Here is a 16,051-nt window from a genome sequence, read left to right as displayed (position 1 = left end):
ATCAGCCAGTGATACGGGCGGACGGCCGTGGGAGCCGGTCTGAGAGAATTGGGAGGTGATCTCTCGTATCGATCTGCGCGGCAACGCCCTCCCCGAGGGCGCAGCCCTGCGCGACCTGCTTCCCCGTGCCGAGTTCGACGTGGAAGCCGCCCTGGAGAAGGTGCGGCCCATCTGCGAGGACGTCCATCATCGTGGCACCGCGGCGCTGATCGAGTACGCGCAGAAGTTCGACGGCGTGCAGCTGGAACAGGTCAGGGTGCCCGCCGAGGCCCTCGCCAAGGCCCTCGACGAGCTCGACCCGGCCGTCCGCGCCGCCCTCGAGGAGTCGATCCGCCGCGCCCGGACCGTCCACCGCGAGCAGCGCCGCACCGAGCACACCACCCAGGTGGTCCCCGGCGGCACCGTGACCGAGAAGTGGGTTCCGGTGGAGCGCGTCGGCCTGTACGCACCCGGCGGCCGCTCGGTGTACCCGTCCTCCGTCGTGATGAACGTCGTCCCGGCCCAGGAGGCGGGCGTGGAGTCCATCGCCCTGGCCTCCCCGCCGCAGGCCGAGTTCGACGGCCTGCCGCACCCGACGATCCTCGCCGCCTGCGCCCTGCTCGGCGTGGACGAGGTGTACGCGGTGGGCGGCGCCGTCGCCGTCGCGATGTTCGCGTACGGCACGGAGGACTGCCTGCCGGTCAACATGGTCACCGGCCCCGGCAACATCTGGGTCGCCGCCGCCAAGCGCTACTTCACCGGGAAGATCGGCATCGACACCGAGGCCGGCCCGACCGAGATCGCCGTCCTCGCCGACTCCACCGCCGACCCGGTGCACGTCGCCGCCGACCTGATCAGCCAGGCCGAGCACGACCCGCTGGCCGCCGCGGTCCTCGTCACCGACTCCGAGGACCTCGCGGCCGCCGTCGAGAAGGAACTGGAGCCGCAGGTCGCGGCCACCAAGCACGTCGAGGACCGGATCCGCCCGGCGCTCGCCGGCAAGCAGTCCGCGATCGTGCTGGTCGACAGCCTGGAGGACGGTCTGAGGGTCGTCGACGCGTACGGCGCCGAGCACCTGGAGATCCAGACCGCCGACGCCGCCGCCTGGGCCGCCCGCGTCCGCAACGCCGGCGCGATCTTCGTCGGCCCGTGGGCCCCCGTCTCGCTCGGCGACTACTGCGCCGGATCGAACCACGTCCTGCCCACCGGCGGCTGCGCCTGCCACTCCTCCGGCCTGTCCGTCCAGTCCTTCCTGCGCGGCATCCACATCGTCGACTACACGCGCGACGCGCTCGCCGAGGTCACCCACCACGTGGTGACGCTGGCCGAGGCCGAGGACCTGCCCGCGCACGGCGCCGCCCTCAAGGCGCGCTTCGGGTGGAAGGTCCCCGTCCAGTGAGCACGTACGACAGCACCGACAGCGCTGACAGCACCGACGGCACCGACCGGGTCGTCGGCATCGACGACCTCCCCATCCGCGACGAGCTGCGCGGCAAGACGCCCTACGGGGCCCCGCAGCTCGACGTACCCGTCCAGCTGAACACCAACGAGAACCCGTACGAGCTCCCCGAGGAGCTGGTGCGGCGGATCGCCGAGCGCGTCGCCGAGGCGGCCCGCACCCTCAACCGCTACCCCGACCGGGACGCCGTCGAGCTGCGGACCGCGCTGGCCGCCTACCTCACCCGGACCGGCGGGCACCGGGTCGCCCTGGAGAACGTCTGGGCCGCCAACGGTTCCAACGAGGTCATCCAGCAGCTGCTGCAGACCTTCGGCGGACCCGGCCGCACCGCGATCGGCTTCGAGCCCTCGTACTCGATGCACGCGCTGATCGCCCGCGGCACCGGCACAGGCTGGATCTCCGGCCCGCGCCGCGACGACTTCACCATCGACGTGGCGGCCGCCGAGCAGGCCATCGCCGAGAACGCACCCGACGTCGTCTTCATCACCTCGCCCAACAACCCCACGGGCACCGCGGTCGAGGCGGAGACCGTCCTCGCCCTCTACGAGGCCGCGCAGGCGGCCAAGCCGTCCCTGGTGATCGTGGACGAGGCCTACGTCGAGTTCTCCCACCGGGACTCCCTCCTCCCGCTGATCGAGGGCCGCCCGAACCTGGTGGTCTCCCGGACCATGTCCAAGGCCTTCGGCGCCGCCGGACTGCGCCTGGGCTACCTCGCCGCGCACCCGGCCGTCGTCGACGCCGTGCAGCTGGTGCGCCTGCCGTACCACCTGTCGGCCGTCACCCAGGCCACCGCCCTCGCGGCCCTGGAGCACACCGACACCCTGCTCGGCTACGTCGAGCAGCTCAAGGCCGAGCGGGACCGCCTCGTCGCCGAACTCCGGGCGATCGGCTACGAGGTCACCGAGTCCGACGCGAACTTCATCCAGTTCGGGAAGTTCGCGGACTCCCACACCGCCTGGCAGCAGATCCTCGACCGGGGCGTCCTGGTCCGGGACAACGGCGTGCCGGGATGGCTGCGGGTCACCGCGGGCACCCCGGTCGAGAACGACGCGTTCCTGGAAGCGGTTCGCGCACTGAAGAAGGAGCAGCACGCATGAGCCGCATCGGACGGGTCGAACGGACCACGAAGGAGACCTCCGTCCTCGTCGAGATAGACCTCGACGGCACCGGGCAGGTCGACGTCTCCACCGGCGTCGGCTTCTACGACCACATGCTCGACCAGCTCGGCCGCCACGGCATGTTCGACCTCACCGTCAAGACCGACGGCGACCTGCACATCGACAGCCACCACACCATCGAGGACACCGCCCTCGCCCTCGGCGCCGCCTTCAAGCAGGCCCTCGGCGACAAGGTGGGCATCTACCGCTTCGGCAACTGCACCGTCCCGCTGGACGAGTCCCTCGCCCAGGTGACCGTGGACCTGTCGGGCCGCCCCTACCTCGTGCACACCGAGCCCGAGAACATGGCCCCGATGATCGGCGCGTACGACACGACGATGACCCGGCACATCCTGGAGTCCTTCGTCGCCCAGGCGCAGATCGCCCTCCACGTCCACGTCCCGTACGGCCGCAACGCCCACCACATCGTGGAGTGCCAGTTCAAGGCCCTGGCCCGGGCCCTGCGCTACGCCAGCGAGCTCGACCCGCGCGCGGCCGCCGCGGGCATCCTGCCCTCGACGAAGGGCGCCCTCTAGCCGTGACCGGCCTCAGCACCGTCCTCATCGTCGTCGGCCTGTTCCTGGCCGGCGGCGTCTACTCCTTCCAGAAGCAGCAGATGCCCAAGTCGGTCGTCGTCCTGCTCGCCATCGGCTCCGCGATGTGTCTCGCCGCCGGAGTCCTGCGGATCCAAGGAATCTGGACATGAGCGCATCCCGTCCCACCAAATCGGTCGTCGTCCTCGACTACGGCTTCGGGAACGTCCGCTCCGCCGAGCGGGCCCTCGCCCGCGTCGGCGCGGACGTCGAGATCACCCGCGACTACGACAAGGCCATGGACGCCGACGGCCTCCTCGTGCCCGGCGTCGGCGCCTTCTCCGCCTGCATGCAGGGCCTGAAGTCCGTCCGCGGCGACTGGATCATCGGCCGCCGGCTCTCCGGCGGCCGCCCCGTCATGGGCATCTGCGTCGGCATGCAGATCCTTTTCGAGCGCGGCATCGAGCACGGCGTCGAGACTTCAGGTCTCGACGAGTGGCCCGGCACCGTCGGCCCGCTCAAGGCCCCCGTCGTGCCCCACATGGGCTGGAACACCGTCGAGGCCCCCGCCGACAGCCAGGCCTTCGCCGGCCTGGACGCCGACGCCCGGTTCTACTTCGTGCACTCCTACGCGGCCCACGACTGGAGTCTGGAGGTCACCAACGCGCGGATCGCCAGCCCCAGGGTCACCTGGGCCACCCACGGCGAGCGCTTCGTCGCGGCGGTGGAGAACGGGGCCCTGTGGGCCACCCAGTTCCACCCCGAGAAGTCCGGCGACGCCGGAGCCCAGCTCCTCACCAACTGGATCGAGACCCTGTGATGACCGAGCCCGCAGCACAGCCGCTGGAACTCCTCCCCGCGGTCGACGTCCGCGACGGCCAGGCCGTCCGCCTCGTGCACGGCGAGTCCGGCAGCGAGACCTCCTACGGCTCCCCGCTGGAGGCGGCCCTCGCCTGGCAGCGCGCCGGCGCCGAGTGGCTGCACCTGGTCGACCTGGACGCCGCCTTCGGCACCGGCGACAACCGGGCCCTGGTCGCCGAGATCACCCGCGCCATGGACATCAAGGTCGAGCTCTCCGGCGGCATCCGCGACGACGCCACCCTGGAGGCGGCCCTCGCCACCGGCTGCACCCGCGTCAACCTCGGCACCGCCGCCCTGGAGACCCCCGAGTGGGCCGCCAAGGCCATCGCCGAGTACGGCGACCGGATCGCCATCGGCCTCGACGTCCGCGGCACCACCCTCAAGGGCCGCGGCTGGACCAGCGACGGCGGGGACCTCTACGAGACCCTCGCCCGCCTGGACGCCGAGGGCTGCGCCCGCTACGTCGTCACCGACATCGGCCGCGACGGCACCCTGACCGGCCCCAACCTGGAACTCCTGCGGAACGTCTGCGCGGCCACCGACCGGCCCGTCGTGGCCTCCGGCGGCATCTCCTCGCTGGACGACCTGCGGGCGCTGGCCGAGCTGGTGCCGCTGGGCGTCGAGGGCGCCATCGTCGGCAAGGCCCTGTACGCGAAGGCCTTCACCCTGGAAGAGGCGCTGCGGGTGGTGGCCGGCGCATGAGCGGAACCGACGCGGTCCGCCGGTACTCCTCCGGCGGTCCCTGGGAGGACGCCGTGGGCTACTCCCGCGCGGTCGAACTGCCCAACGGGCTGGTGCTGGTCTCCGGCTGCACCTCGGTCGTCGACGGCAAGGTCGTCGCCGGCGGACCGTACGAGCAGGCGGTCAACGCCTTCCGCGTCGCCATCGACGCACTGGGGCAGGCGGGCCTGGGCGCCGAGCACGTCGTCCGCACCCGCATGTACCTGACCCATGCGCGGGACGTGGACGAGGTCGGCCGGGCCCACAAGGAGCTCTTCGACGACGTCCGCCCCGCCGCATCCATGATCATCGTGTCCGGCTTCATCGACCCCAGCCTGGTCGTCGAAGTCGAGGTCGAAGCCTTCCGAGGGGAGTCCTGATGTCACTCGCCGTACGGGTGATCCCCTGCCTTGACGTGGACAACGGCCGCGTCGTCAAGGGCGTCAACTTCCAGAACCTGCGCGACGCCGGCGACCCCGTCGAGATGGCCAGGCTGTACGACGCCGAGGGCGCCGACGAGCTGACCTTCCTCGACATCACCGCCTCGTCCGGCAACCGCGAGACCACCTACGACGTGGTGCGGCGGACCGCCGAGCAGGTCTTCATCCCGCTCACCGTCGGCGGCGGCGTCCGCACCGCGGATGACGTGGACAAGCTGCTGCGGGCCGGCGCGGACAAGGTCGGCGTCAACACCGCCGCCATCGCGCGGCCCGAGCTGATCCAGGAGATCGCCGAGCGCTTCGGCCGGCAGGTCCTCGTCCTGTCCGTCGACGCCCGGCGCACCGCGTCCGGCTCCTTCGAGGTGACCACGCACGGCGGCCGCCGGGGCACCGGCCTCGACGCCGTCGAGTGGGCCCACCGCGCCGCCGAACTGGGCGCCGGCGAGATCCTGCTGAACTCGATGGACGCCGACGGCACCAAGGACGGCTACGACACCGAGATGATCGCAGCCGTCCGCAAGCACGTCAGCGTCCCGGTGATCGCCTCGGGCGGCGCCGGCAGGCTGGAGCACTTCCCGCCGGCCGTCGACGCCGGAGCCGATGCGGTTCTCGCCGCCTCGGTCTTCCACTTCGGCGACCTCCGCATCGCCGAGGTCAAGGCCACCCTCCGCGAGGCCGGCCACCCCGTCCGCTGACCGCCGTCCGGCTGCCGCTGCTGCTGCCGCTGCGCGGAGCCGTTCCCCGCGCCTTCCCGAAACCGTGGGCTCCGCCCCCGGACCCCCGCGCCTCAAACGCCGGCGGGGCTGGATTTTCCGGCCCGCGCGGCGTTTGAGCGCACCGGGTCCGGGCGGAGCCCGGTTTCGGGAAGCGGTGGTCGGCAGCCGGGGGCGGCCGAGGCTGGCCACAGCACTAGAGGCCCAGTTGGGCCGTGGTGAGGCGGGCGAGGGCCTCCTTCTCGCCGTCCAGTTCCACCGCGGCGGCGGACTGCCGCCCGAAGCAGAACAGCGTCAGCTCACCCGGCTCGCCCGTCACCGTCACCACAGGCGTGCCCTTGTGGGCCACGGCCGTCTGGCCGTTCGGCCGGCGCAGCACCAGCCCCACCGGCGAGCGGCGGCCCGTCAGCCGGGACAGCTTCTCCAGCCGGGACCACAGCGCGTCCGAGAAGACCGGGTCCAGCTCGCGCGGCGACCAGTCCGGCTGGGCCCGCCGGACGTCCTCGGCGTGGACGTAGAACTCCACCGCGTTCGCCGCCTCGTCGATCTGCTTCAGCGCGTACGGGGACAGCTTGGGCGGCCCCGTCCGGATCAGCTGGATCAGCTCCTCGTACGGCTTGGCCGCGTACTCGGCCATCGCCCTGGCCAGCCGGTCCTTCAGCACGTTCAGCAGCAGGCCGCCCGCCGCGTCCGGGCGCCGCTCCCGCACCACCACGTGGGCCGCGAGGTCCCTGGTCAGCCAGCCCTCGCACAACGTGGGCGCCGACGGCCCGGCCGCCTCCAACAAGTCCGCCAGCAGCAGGCGTTCACGCTTGGCATGCATCGACATGCGGGCAAGCCTACGGCCGGAACCCGTCCGTCCGCCTTCCCATCAGGCGGACGGTGATCCATAACCGCCCGTCCGGCGCGGCACAATGGCCCGCATGAGTACCTCCTCCCTCGACCCCGCCATCGCCGCCCGGCTCAAGCGCTCCGCCGACGGCCTGGTCCCGGCCATCGCCCAGCAGTACGACACCGGTGAGGTGCTCATGCTCGGGTGGATGGACGACGAGGCGCTGCACCGCACCCTGACCACCGGCCGCTGCACCTACTGGTCGCGCAGCCGGCAGGAGTACTGGGTCAAGGGGGACACGTCCGGCCATGTCCAGCACGTGAAGTCCGTCGCGCTCGACTGCGACGCCGACACCGTGCTCGTCAAGGTCGACCAGGTCGGCGCCGCCTGCCACACGGGCGCCCGTACGTGCTTCGACGCCGATGTCCTTCCGCTGGCCGCCGACCAGGCAGACAGGTAATCCCATCCATGGATCTCGAACAGTTCCGCAAGCTCGCCGCCGACCGCCGGGTGATCCCCGTGAGCCGCAAGCTGCTGGCCGACGGGGACACCCCCGTCGCCCTCTACCGCAAGCTCGCCGCCGAACGCCCGGGCACCTTCCTGCTGGAGTCCGCCGAGAACGGCCGCTCCTGGTCGCGCTACTCCTTCGTCGGCGTCCGCAGCGACGCCACCCTCACCGTCCGCGACGGGCAGGCCCACTGGATCGGCACCCCGCCCGTGGGCGTCCCCACCGGCGGCGACCCGCTGGAGGCCCTGCGCGCCACCGTCCAGGCCCTGCACACCCCGCGCGACCTCGCCACCGGAATGCCGCCCTTCACCGGCGGCATGGTCGGCTACCTGGGCTACGACATCGTGCGCCGCCTGGAGCGCATCGGCGACCACGGCACCGACGACCTCCGGCTGCCCGAGCTGACCATGCTCCTCACCTCCGACCTGGCGGTCCTCGACCACTGGGACGGCACCGTCCAGCTCATCGCCAACGCGATCAACCACAACGACCTCGACACGGGCGTCGACGAGGCGTACGCCGACGCCGTCGCCCGCCTCGACGCCATGGAGGCCGACCTCGCCCGGCCCGCCCCGTACACGCCGGCCCCGCTGCCCGCCTCCGAGCTGCCCGAGTTCTCCGCCCTGTGGGGCGGCGAGAAGTACCAGGCCGCCGTCGAGGACATCAAGGAGCGGATCCGGGCCGGCGAGGCCTTCCAGGTGGTGCCCTCGCAGCGGTTCGAGACGCCCTGCCGGGCCTCCGCGCTGGACGTGTACCGGGTCCTGCGGGCCACCAACCCGTCCCCGTACATGTACCTCTTCCGCTTCGAGAACGGCTTCGACGTCGTCGGCTCCAGCCCCGAGGCCCTGGTCAAGGTCGAGGACGGCCGGGCCATGGTGCACCCCATCGCGGGCACCCGCCACCGCGGCGCCACCCCGCAGGAGGACCACGAGCTCGCCGAGGAGCTGCTGGCCGACCCCAAGGAGCGGGCCGAGCACCTGATGCTCGTCGACCTGGGCCGCAACGACCTGGGCCGGGTCTGCGAACCGGGCTCCGTCGAGGTCGTCGACTTCATGAGCATCGAGCGGTACTCGCACGTCATGCACATCGTGTCCACCGTCACCGGGCGCGTCGCCGAGGGCCGGACCGCCTTCGACGTGCTCACCGCCTGCTTCCCGGCCGGCACCCTGTCCGGCGCGCCCAAGCCGCGCGCCATGCAGATCATCGAGGAGCTGGAGCCCTCGCGCCGCGGCCTGTACGGCGGCTGCGTCGGCTACCTCGACTTCGCCGGGGACTCCGACACCGCCATCGCCATCCGCACCGCCCTGCTCCGCGACGGCACCGCGTACGTGCAGGCCGGCGCGGGCGTGGTCGCCGACTCGGTGCCGGAGCTGGAGGACGACGAGTGCCGCAACAAGGCGTCCGCCGTGCTGCGCGCGGTGGCCGCGGCGAACCGCCTCCACGGCTCCTGAGGCGGTAGGGGATAGTGGGGTACGTGAGTGCCGTACCCCCACCCCGAAACGACACCGGCGCCCCGGAGCGCTCCGAGGCCCCCTCGGGCCGCGGAGGCCGCCGCAGCGTGGCCGCCGCCCTGCTGCTCGGCGCGCTCGGCGCCACCGTCGTCCTGCTCGGCTCCGGCCGGGTGTGGGCCCGGGGCACCGCAGCCGTCGGCGGCGGCTCGCTCCCGGTGACCGCCGACGGGCAGGCCGTCACCGGTCTGCCCGCCGCCCTCGCCATCGTCGGCCTCGCCGCCCTGGTCGCGGTGTTCGCCGTACGCGGCACGGGCCGGCTGCTGGTCTCCGCCCTGCTGGCCCTGAGCGGCCTCGGCGCGGCCGTCGCCGCGGTCCTGGCCGCCGACGACCGGCAGGCCCTGGACGCGCAGGCCGCCCGGGCCACCGCCGACACGGCGGCGCAGGTGGGCGCCCTGGCGCACACCGTCTGGCCGTACGTCACCGCCGTCGGCGGCGTCCTGATCCTGGCCGCCGGGCTGTTGGCCCTGCGCCACGGCCGCACCTGGCCCGCGATGGGCGGCCGGTACGAGCGCGACGGCGGCGCCCGTACCCGCAGGCCCGCGGCAGTGGACCCGGACCGGCCCGAGGACCTGTGGAAGGCCCTGGACCGCGGCGAGGACCCCACCCGCTGACCACCCACCGCACCCGGTGCGGGACAATGAGCACCGAGCGTGCGGGACAGCACGTGCGACAGAGCAAAACGAGGAGCAACTCATGGCGGGCAGCAACCACGGACACACCCCGGCCGCCTGGACCGGTGTCGTCATCGCCTTCATCGGTTTCTGCGTCGCCGGCGCCTTCATGGTGCTGGCGAACCCGGTCGGGTTCTGGGCCGGTATGGCCGTCGTCGCGCTGGGCGGTGTCGTGGGCCTGGCGATGCGGGCCGCGGGCATGGGTGCTCCGAAGCCCGCCCACGACGACCTCGCCAAGGTCATCGCCGCCTCCAAGGCCTGACGCTCCGGGGCCCTCGCCCCGCAGCGGACACGCAAAGGCGCGGCCCGGTCGGGCTGCGCCTTTTGCCATGACCGAGGAGAATCAGCGCGTGGACGCCCCCCGCACCTCCCCAGCGCCCTTCACCGGGCCCGTGCCGCCGGTCCCCGCCGCGCCCGCCTCCCGGGCCCGCAGGCTGGCCTCCCCGGCGCTCTGGCTGGGCTCGGCCGCCGCGGCATTTGCGTACGTGGGCGCCGTGGATCCCAATGAACCCGGCCACTATCCGCTCTGCCCGCTTTTCCGCATCACCGGAATCCTGTGTCCCGGATGCGGCGGACTGCGCAGTGCCCATGCGTTCGCCCACGGCGATCTGATCACAGCTTTCGGGCAAAATGCCTTGGCCGTGATCGGCTACTTCGTCTTCGCCGCGGTCATGGTCGGATGGCTCGTCCGGGCCTGGCGTGGCGCTCCGACCCCGCGTTTTGCCCTGCCCGCACCGTATTGGTGGGTCCTGGGCGGGGTCGCGCTGGTCTTCGCCGTCGTCCGGAACCTGCCGTTCGGATCCGCGTTGGCCCCGTGAGGCCTATATGAATCCGAGATTCCGAATGTCCAGGTAATGGACATCCGTCAAGTGCGTGCGGAGAGCGACGCCCGGGGCGGATACCATTTGATTGCTGACCTTGCAGTCGTACGTGTCTGTGAGGCGGCCGACCGTCATCGACCCGGAAGGGGGCCGCTCGCGTGAGTGTGCTCGACGAGATCATCGAAGGGGTCCGCGAAGACCTTGCCGAACGGCAGGCCCGCGTGAGCCTCGACGAGCTCAAGGAGCGTGCCGCCAAGGCGCCCCAGGCCAAGGACGGCGTCGCGGCCCTGCGCGGCGACGGCGTCAAGGTGATCTGTGAGGTCAAGCGCTCCAGCCCTTCCAAGGGCGCGCTGGCCGCGATCGCCGACCCCGCCGGACTCGCCGCCGACTACGAGGCGGGCGGTGCGGCGGTCATCTCCGTCCTCACCGAGCAGCGCCGTTTCGGCGGCTCGCTGGCCGACCTGGAGGCCGTCCGCGCACGCGTGGACATCCCGATCCTCCGCAAGGACTTCATCGTCACGGCGTACCAGCTGTGGGAGGCCCGCGCCTACGGCGCCGACCTCGTGCTGCTGATCGTCGCGGCCCTGGAGCAGGAGGCCCTCGTCTCCCTCATCGAGCGGGCCGAGTCCATCGGCCTCACCCCGCTCGTCGAGGTCCACGACGAGGAGGAGATCGAGCGCGCGGTCGCGGCCGGCGCGAAGATCATCGGCGTGAACGCCCGTAACCTCAAGGACCTCACCGTCGACCGCGCCACCTTCGAGCGCGTCGTCGGAGAGATCCCCGCCCACATCGTCAAGGTCGCCGAGTCCGGCATCCGCGGCCCGCACGACCTGATCGCCTACGCCAACGAGGGCGCGGACGCCGTCCTCGTCGGCGAGTCCCTGGTGACCGGACGCGACCCGAAGGCGGCCGTGGCCGACCTCGTCGCCGCCGGCGCCCACCCCGCCCTGCGCCACGGCCGGAGCTGACCCGACCCATGCCCACCCACCGCCCCTCCGTCAGCACGCGCCCGGGCCACGGCCCGGCCGTAGACGTGCCGACGGCGCACGCGCCCCTGGCGCGCGGCTGCCGCCCCCGCGGCTGCCGCGCCCCGGCCCGGCGCGTCCACGGGCGGCGGGTGCGGTACGTGATCGGCTCCGAACCCGGCCAGGTCAACGGCATGCGATGGCGTCGCGGAGACGCGCTGTAGCGGACTCCTCCCGCCCGGCAGGTACACCTGCCGCGGGCCGGTTCCGCACGGCCCCCGCCCCCACGGGCCGGCCCACCGGCCGCCCCGGGGCCGCGGGCCCCCGCACCGTACCCGCCCGCACCCCGCCCGGGGTGTGGTGTGCGCGGCACGGGCGGGCGGCGCACTACGGTGACCACCACCCGCCGCACCACGCATCCCGTAGGAGTGACTGGGCATGTCCAGCGCCAGCGAGTTCTTCATCCCGGACCCGGAGGGTCACGTCCCCAACGCCGAGGGCTACTTCGGCGACTTCGGCGGCAAGTTCATCCCGGAGGCGCTCGTCGCCGCCGTGGACGAGGTGGCCGTCGAGTACCAGAAGGCCAAGGACGACCCGGCCTTCTCGGCCGAGCTGAACGACCTCATGGTCAACTACACCGGCCGCCCGAGCGCCCTCACCGAGGTGCCCCGCTTCGCCGAGCACGCCGGCGGCGCCCGGATCTTCCTCAAGCGCGAGGACCTCAACCACACCGGCTCCCACAAGATCAACAACGTGCTGGGCCAGGCGCTGCTCACCAAGCGCATGGGCAAGACCCGCGTCATCGCCGAGACCGGCGCCGGCCAGCACGGCGTGGCCACCGCCACCGCCTGCGCCCTCTTCGGCCTCGACTGCACCATCTACATGGGCGAGGTCGACACCCAGCGCCAGGCCCTGAACGTGGCCCGCATGCGCATGCTCGGCGCCGAGGTCATCGCCGTGAAGTCCGGCTCGCGCACCCTCAAGGACGCCATCAACGAGGCCTTCCGCGACTGGGTCGCCAACGTCGACCGCACCCACTACCTCTTCGGCACCGTCGCCGGCCCGCACCCCTTCCCGGCCATGGTCCGCGACTTCCACCGCGTCATCGGCGTCGAGGCCCGCCGCCAGATCATCGAGCGCGCCGGCCGGCTCCCCGACGCCGTCGCCGCCTGCGTCGGCGGCGGCTCCAACGCCATCGGCCTCTTCCACGCCTTCATCCCCGACACCGAGGTCCGCCTGGTCGGCTTCGAGCCCGCCGGGCACGGCGTCGAGACCGGCGAGCACGCGGCCACCCTCACCGCCGGCGAGCCCGGCATCCTGCACGGCTCCCGCTCCTACGTCCTCCAGGACGAGGAGGGCCAGATCACCGAGCCGTACTCCATCTCGGCCGGCCTCGACTACCCCGGCATCGGCCCGGAGCACTCCTTCCTCAAGGACACCGGCCGCGGCGAGTACCGCGCGGTCACCGACGACGCCGCGATGCAGGCCCTGCGCCTGCTCTCGCGCACCGAGGGCATCATCCCGGCCATCGAATCGGCCCACGCCCTCGCCGGCGCCCTGGACCTCGGCCGCGAGCTGGGCCAGGACGGCCTGATCGTGGTCAACCTGTCCGGCCGCGGCGACAAGGACATGGACACCGCCGCCCGCTACTTCGGGCTGTACGACAACGCCGAGGGGGAGTCGAAGTGAGCAACGAGAAGACCGGCCGCATCCAGCTGCTGAGCGACACCCTCGCCAAGGCGAAGGCCGAGGACCGCGCCGCCCTCGTCGCCTACCTCCCGGCGGGCTTCCCGACCGTCGACGGCGGCATCGAGGCCGTCAAGGCCGTCATCGAGGGCGGCGCCGACATCGTCGAGGTCGGCCTCCCGCACAGCGACCCCGTCCTCGACGGCGCGGTCATCCAGACGGCCGACGACATCGCCCTGCGCGGCGGCGTCAAGATCGCCGACGTGCTGCGCACCGTGCGCGAGGCGCACGAGGCGACCGGGGCCCCGGTGCTGGTGATGACGTACTGGAACCCGATCGACCGCTACGGCGTGGAGCGGTTCGCCGCCGAGCTCGCCGCGGCGGGCGGCGCCGGCTGCATCCTGCCGGACCTGCCGGTCCAGGAGTCCGCGCTGTGGCGCGAGCACGCCGACGAGCACGGGCTGGCCACCGTCTTCGTCGTCGCCCCCAGCAGCAAGGACGAGCGGCTGGCGACCATCACGGCCGCCGGTTCCGGCTTCGTCTACGCCGCCTCCCTGATGGGCGTCACCGGTACCCGCGAGTCGGTCGGCAACGAGGCCCAGGAGCTGGTCCGCCGCACCCGCACGACCACCGAGCTCCCGGTGTGCGTCGGTCTCGGCGTCTCCAACGCCGTCCAGGCCAAGGAGGTCGCCGGCTTCGCCGACGGGGTGATCGTCGGCTCGGCGTTCGTGAAGCTGCTGCTGGACGCGCCGGACCTGCCGGCCGGGCTGGCGGCCGTACGGTCGCTGGCGGGCGAACTTGCGGAAGGCGTACGCAGGAGCTGACCCGGGCAGGGCCGCGCAGGGGTTCTGTAGCCCGATCGGGTGGATCTGGGAGCAGGGGGGCACGGGAGTGCCTCCCTGCTTCGTTTGGCCGACCGTGAGCGAGAAGAACGACGGTGCAGACCGCCAAGCGAAACGATCGGCCCGGGAGCGGCTCCAAGCGGAGCGCGAGCGGGAGAAGCAGAAGGACAAGCGCCGGCGGACGCTCGTCGTGGTGGGGGCGGTCGTCGGCGTACTGGCCCTGGCGGCCGTCGTCGGCCTGATCGCGGCCAACGCCGGCAAGGGCGGCAAGGAGGCGGCCGGCCCGGTGGCGGCCCCCTCCGGCGCTGCCGGCAAGGACGCCCTGGCCGTTCCGACCGGCAGCAGCGAGGCCAAGTCCACGCTGACCGTGTGGGAGGACTTCCGCTGTCCCGCCTGCAAGGCCTTCGAGGTCAACTACAAGGACACCGTCCACGAGCTGGAGGCTAAGGGCCTGCTCAAGGGCGAGTACCACCTGGTCACCCTGATCGACGGGAACATGGGCGGCACCGGCTCCCTGAAGGCCGCCAACGCCGCCGCGTGCGCGCAGGACGCCGGGAAGTTCACCGAGTACCACGACGTGCTGTTCCAGAACCAGCCGCAGGAGACCGACGACGCCTACGGCAAGAACGCCAAGCTGATCGAGCTCGCCGGCAAGGTCGAAGGGCTGGACACCCCCGCCTTCCGCCAGTGCGTCGAGGAGGGGACGCACAACAGCTGGGTGGCCAAGTCGCACGAGGCGTTCCGGGCCGGGAACTTCCGGGGCACCCCCACCATTCAGCTGAACGGCAAGGACATTTTCGCCGACCAGGCCAATCCGCTCACCCCGCAGAAGCTGAAGGAGCAGGTGGAGGCCGCGGCCAAGGGCACCGCCACCACCGGTGGCGGGAAGGCCTCGGGGTCCCCGTCGGCCTCGGCTTCCGGGTCCTCGGCCTCTCCGGGACCGCGGGCGAAGGGGACGGGCGGACAGGGCTGAGCCCAGCCGATGGAACGAGACGCTCCGGTCCGGGAGCGCCGTGCACACGAGGTGTCGATTTGATGGCAGCTTGCCGGGCGGGTTGCGGTCAGCACCGCCCGGCAAGGTAGCGTCGGACCTGCCATGGAACTTGCCTACATCCCCAGTCCGTCGACCGGCGTGGTCCACCTCGGACCGATCCCGCTGCGCGGCTACGCGTTCTGCATCATCATCGGTGTCTTCGTCGCCGTCTGGCTCGGTAACAAGCGCTGGATCGCACGCGGCGGAAAGCCGGGCACGGTCGCGGACATCGCCGTGTGGGCGGTTCCGTTCGGCCTGGTCGGCGGCCGCCTCTACCACGTGATCACCGACTACCAGCTGTACTTCGGCGAAGGCCGCAACTGGGTCGACGCCTTCAAGATCTGGGAGGGCGGCCTCGGCATCTGGGGCGCGATCGCCCTCGGCGCCCTCGGCGCCTGGATCGGCTGCCGCCTGCGCGGCATCCCGCTTCCGGCCTGGGCCGACGCCCTGGCCCCCGGCATCGCCCTGGCCCAGGCCATCGGCCGGTGGGGCAACTGGTTCAACCAGGAGCTCTACGGGCGCGCCACCGACCTGCCGTGGGCGGTGAAGATCAGCGACGGCGCCAACCGGGTCGCCGGCACCTACCATCCGACCTTCCTGTACGAGTCGCTGTGGTGCCTCGGCGTCGCCGGGCTCGTGCTGTGGGCCGACAAGCGGTTCAAGCTCGGCCACGGCCGCGCCTTCGCCCTGTACGTGGCCGCGTACTGCGTCGGGCGCAGCTGGATCGAGTACATGCGGGTCGACGAGGCCCACCACATCCTCGGCGTACGGCTCAACGTCTGGACCTCCATCGGCGTCTTCCTGCTGGCCGTGACCTACTTCGTGCTCTCCGCGAAGCTGCGTCCGGGCCGCGAGACGGTCGTCGAGCCCGACCGCGGCCCGGACGGGGACGCCGCCGCGAAGGCGGGGGACGCGAAGGCCGAGGACACCGGGGCCGCCGGTGCGAAGGCCGCGGACGCGAAGGCTGCGGACGCGAAGGCTGCCGACGCGAAGACCGGGGACGCGAAGACCGCCGACGCGAAGGCCGGGGACGACAAGGCCGCCGGGGACGACAAGGCCGCCGGGGCCGAGGCGGCCGCGGTCGCGGAGCCCGCGGCCGGCGGCGCCGAGCCGGCCGGGGCAGCGGCTCCGGCCGCGAACACCGCCGAGGCCCAGCCCGGGGCCAAGAAGCTCTGACCCTGTCCCGGCCCGGGCCGGGAGGGACAGCACACCGCCGAGAGGGGGGGGGACACATCAAGGGGTGGGCATCCCTGCCCCCCCCCCCTTTTGTCGTGTCCCCCCCCCAGAGCCCCACCATGAGGGGGAGGGGGAACCGGCCGG

20 protein-coding genes are annotated in these 16,051 nt (G+C 72.6%); 19 read left to right on the top strand and 1 reads right to left on the bottom strand.

Annotation, left to right across the window (positions count from 1 at the left end):
- Positions 1-55 precede the first annotated feature (55 nt).
- The 8 genes from hisD to hisF are packed head-to-tail and all read left to right on the top strand — an operon-like array spanning position 56 to position 5,844.
- Entirely contained in the window at positions 56-1,378 is a 1,323-nt protein-coding gene (gene hisD, locus ACZ4VL_RS30380; protein ID WP_468206222.1) for a histidinol dehydrogenase, read from the top strand.
- Complete coding sequence (locus tag ACZ4VL_RS30375; RefSeq protein WP_468206220.1) at positions 1,375-2,535, top strand: histidinol-phosphate transaminase; 1,161 nt, start codon at positions 1,375-1,377, stop codon at positions 2,533-2,535. The genes hisD and ACZ4VL_RS30375 overlap by 4 nt, the downstream gene beginning before the upstream one ends.
- A complete protein-coding gene (hisB, locus tag ACZ4VL_RS30370; RefSeq protein WP_468206218.1) occupies positions 2,532-3,131 on the top strand; it encodes an imidazoleglycerol-phosphate dehydratase HisB in 600 nt (199 codons plus the stop codon). Before ACZ4VL_RS30375 ends, hisB begins: the two co-directional genes overlap by 4 nt.
- Before the next feature lie 2 nt (positions 3,132-3,133).
- The gene (locus ACZ4VL_RS30365; RefSeq protein WP_361088141.1) at positions 3,134-3,301 is read left to right on the top strand and encodes a hypothetical protein; all 168 of its coding nucleotides are present in this window, start codon (positions 3,134-3,136) and stop codon (positions 3,299-3,301) included.
- On the top strand, positions 3,298-3,948 hold the full coding sequence (gene hisH, locus ACZ4VL_RS30360; protein ID WP_468206215.1) for an imidazole glycerol phosphate synthase subunit HisH: 651 nt from the start codon (positions 3,298-3,300) through the stop codon (positions 3,946-3,948). The genes ACZ4VL_RS30365 and hisH overlap by 4 nt, the downstream gene beginning before the upstream one ends.
- Positions 3,948-4,691 (top strand): bifunctional 1-(5-phosphoribosyl)-5-((5-phosphoribosylamino)methylideneamino)imidazole-4-carboxamide isomerase/phosphoribosylanthranilate isomerase PriA, encoded by a 744-nt coding sequence (gene priA, locus ACZ4VL_RS30355; protein ID WP_361088136.1) that lies wholly within the window; start codon positions 3,948-3,950, stop codon positions 4,689-4,691. The genes hisH and priA overlap by 1 nt, the downstream gene beginning before the upstream one ends.
- Positions 4,688-5,089, top strand: a complete 402-nt coding sequence (locus ACZ4VL_RS30350; RefSeq protein WP_468206212.1) for a RidA family protein — start codon at positions 4,688-4,690, stop codon at positions 5,087-5,089. The genes priA and ACZ4VL_RS30350 overlap by 4 nt, the downstream gene beginning before the upstream one ends.
- Positions 5,089-5,844: an imidazole glycerol phosphate synthase subunit HisF gene (hisF, locus tag ACZ4VL_RS30345; RefSeq protein ID WP_361088131.1), complete on the top strand. Its 756-nt coding sequence runs from the start codon at positions 5,089-5,091 to the stop codon at positions 5,842-5,844. The genes ACZ4VL_RS30350 and hisF overlap by 1 nt, the downstream gene beginning before the upstream one ends.
- A 214-nt stretch (positions 5,845-6,058) precedes the next feature.
- Here hisF and ACZ4VL_RS30340 read toward each other — a convergent pair whose 3' ends face one another.
- A complete protein-coding gene (locus ACZ4VL_RS30340; RefSeq protein WP_468206209.1) occupies positions 6,059-6,691 on the bottom strand; it encodes a TIGR03085 family metal-binding protein in 633 nt (210 codons plus the stop codon).
- Between the two features lie 85 nt (positions 6,692-6,776).
- Between ACZ4VL_RS30340 and hisI the strand changes: the two genes are divergently transcribed.
- From hisI to lgt, 11 genes are all read left to right on the top strand, one after another.
- Positions 6,777-7,154 (top strand): phosphoribosyl-AMP cyclohydrolase, encoded by a 378-nt coding sequence (gene hisI, locus ACZ4VL_RS30335; protein WP_360635151.1) that lies wholly within the window; start codon positions 6,777-6,779, stop codon positions 7,152-7,154.
- 8 nt (positions 7,155-7,162) lie between these two features.
- Positions 7,163-8,653 (top strand): anthranilate synthase component I, encoded by a 1,491-nt coding sequence (locus ACZ4VL_RS30330; RefSeq protein ID WP_468206206.1) that lies wholly within the window; start codon positions 7,163-7,165, stop codon positions 8,651-8,653.
- A 14-nt stretch (positions 8,654-8,667) separates the two neighbouring features.
- Positions 8,668-9,324 (top strand): TIGR02234 family membrane protein, encoded by a 657-nt coding sequence (locus ACZ4VL_RS30325; RefSeq protein WP_468206203.1) that lies wholly within the window; start codon positions 8,668-8,670, stop codon positions 9,322-9,324.
- 82 nt (positions 9,325-9,406) lie between these two features.
- Positions 9,407-9,646: an HGxxPAAW family protein gene (locus tag ACZ4VL_RS30320; protein WP_361088119.1), complete on the top strand. Its 240-nt coding sequence runs from the start codon at positions 9,407-9,409 to the stop codon at positions 9,644-9,646.
- A gap of 67 nt (positions 9,647-9,713) precedes the next feature.
- Positions 9,714-10,202, top strand: coding sequence for a DUF2752 domain-containing protein (locus tag ACZ4VL_RS30315; protein WP_468206200.1), 489 nt, complete (start codon positions 9,714-9,716; stop codon positions 10,200-10,202).
- Positions 10,203-10,363: 161 nt separating this feature from the next.
- Positions 10,364-11,173 (top strand): indole-3-glycerol phosphate synthase TrpC, encoded by an 810-nt coding sequence (gene trpC, locus ACZ4VL_RS30310; RefSeq protein ID WP_468206198.1) that lies wholly within the window; start codon positions 10,364-10,366, stop codon positions 11,171-11,173.
- 8 nt (positions 11,174-11,181) lie between these two features.
- Positions 11,182-11,394, top strand: a complete 213-nt coding sequence (gene trpM / locus ACZ4VL_RS30305; protein ID WP_468206195.1) for a tryptophan biosynthesis modulator TrpM — start codon at positions 11,182-11,184, stop codon at positions 11,392-11,394.
- Between the two features lie 214 nt (positions 11,395-11,608).
- On the top strand, positions 11,609-12,859 hold the full coding sequence (trpB, locus tag ACZ4VL_RS30300) for a tryptophan synthase subunit beta (RefSeq protein WP_468206193.1): 1,251 nt from the start codon (positions 11,609-11,611) through the stop codon (positions 12,857-12,859).
- Positions 12,856-13,680 (top strand): tryptophan synthase subunit alpha, encoded by an 825-nt coding sequence (gene trpA, locus ACZ4VL_RS30295; protein ID WP_361088105.1) that lies wholly within the window; start codon positions 12,856-12,858, stop codon positions 13,678-13,680. The genes trpB and trpA overlap by 4 nt, the downstream gene beginning before the upstream one ends.
- A 94-nt stretch (positions 13,681-13,774) precedes the next feature.
- Positions 13,775-14,671 (top strand): DsbA family protein, encoded by an 897-nt coding sequence (locus ACZ4VL_RS30290; protein ID WP_468206191.1) that lies wholly within the window; start codon positions 13,775-13,777, stop codon positions 14,669-14,671.
- Positions 14,672-14,794: 123 nt separating this feature from the next.
- Entirely contained in the window at positions 14,795-15,907 is a 1,113-nt protein-coding gene (lgt, locus tag ACZ4VL_RS30285) for a prolipoprotein diacylglyceryl transferase (RefSeq protein WP_468206188.1), read from the top strand.
- The last annotated feature ends 144 nt before the right edge of the window (positions 15,908-16,051 follow it).

It is taken from the genome of Streptomyces sp. NPDC029014 (genome assembly GCF_055564695.1).
Note: the sequence above shows the minus strand (reverse complement) of the source record. Positions and strands in the feature narration are given on the sequence as shown.

What these genes read in the sequence shown, in the direction of transcription:
- ACZ4VL_RS30315 (WP_468206200.1), top strand. Translation starts at nt 9,714, where the DNA reads ATGACCGAGGAGAATCAGCGCGTGGACGCCCCCCGCACCTCCCCAGCG.
- trpB (WP_468206193.1), top strand. Translation starts at nt 11,609, where the DNA reads ATGTCCAGCGCCAGCGAGTTCTTCATCCCGGACCCGGAGGGTCACGTC.
- hisB (WP_468206218.1), top strand. Translation starts at nt 2,532, where the DNA reads ATGAGCCGCATCGGACGGGTCGAACGGACCACGAAGGAGACCTCCGTC.
- hisF (WP_361088131.1), top strand. Translation starts at nt 5,089, where the DNA reads ATGTCACTCGCCGTACGGGTGATCCCCTGCCTTGACGTGGACAACGGC.
- priA (WP_361088136.1), top strand. Translation starts at nt 3,948, where the DNA reads ATGACCGAGCCCGCAGCACAGCCGCTGGAACTCCTCCCCGCGGTCGAC.
- trpM (WP_468206195.1), top strand. Translation starts at nt 11,182, where the DNA reads ATGCCCACCCACCGCCCCTCCGTCAGCACGCGCCCGGGCCACGGCCCG.
- ACZ4VL_RS30340 (WP_468206209.1), bottom strand. Translation starts at nt 6,691, where the DNA reads ATGTCGATGCATGCCAAGCGTGAACGCCTGCTGCTGGCGGACTTGTTG.
- hisI (WP_360635151.1), top strand. Translation starts at nt 6,777, where the DNA reads ATGGCCCGCATGAGTACCTCCTCCCTCGACCCCGCCATCGCCGCCCGG.
- ACZ4VL_RS30350 (WP_468206212.1), top strand. Translation starts at nt 4,688, where the DNA reads ATGAGCGGAACCGACGCGGTCCGCCGGTACTCCTCCGGCGGTCCCTGG.
- hisH (WP_468206215.1), top strand. Translation starts at nt 3,298, where the DNA reads ATGAGCGCATCCCGTCCCACCAAATCGGTCGTCGTCCTCGACTACGGC.
- lgt (WP_468206188.1), top strand. Translation starts at nt 14,795, where the DNA reads ATGGAACTTGCCTACATCCCCAGTCCGTCGACCGGCGTGGTCCACCTC.
- ACZ4VL_RS30320 (WP_361088119.1), top strand. Translation starts at nt 9,407, where the DNA reads ATGGCGGGCAGCAACCACGGACACACCCCGGCCGCCTGGACCGGTGTC.
- ACZ4VL_RS30330 (WP_468206206.1), top strand. Translation starts at nt 7,163, where the DNA reads ATGGATCTCGAACAGTTCCGCAAGCTCGCCGCCGACCGCCGGGTGATC.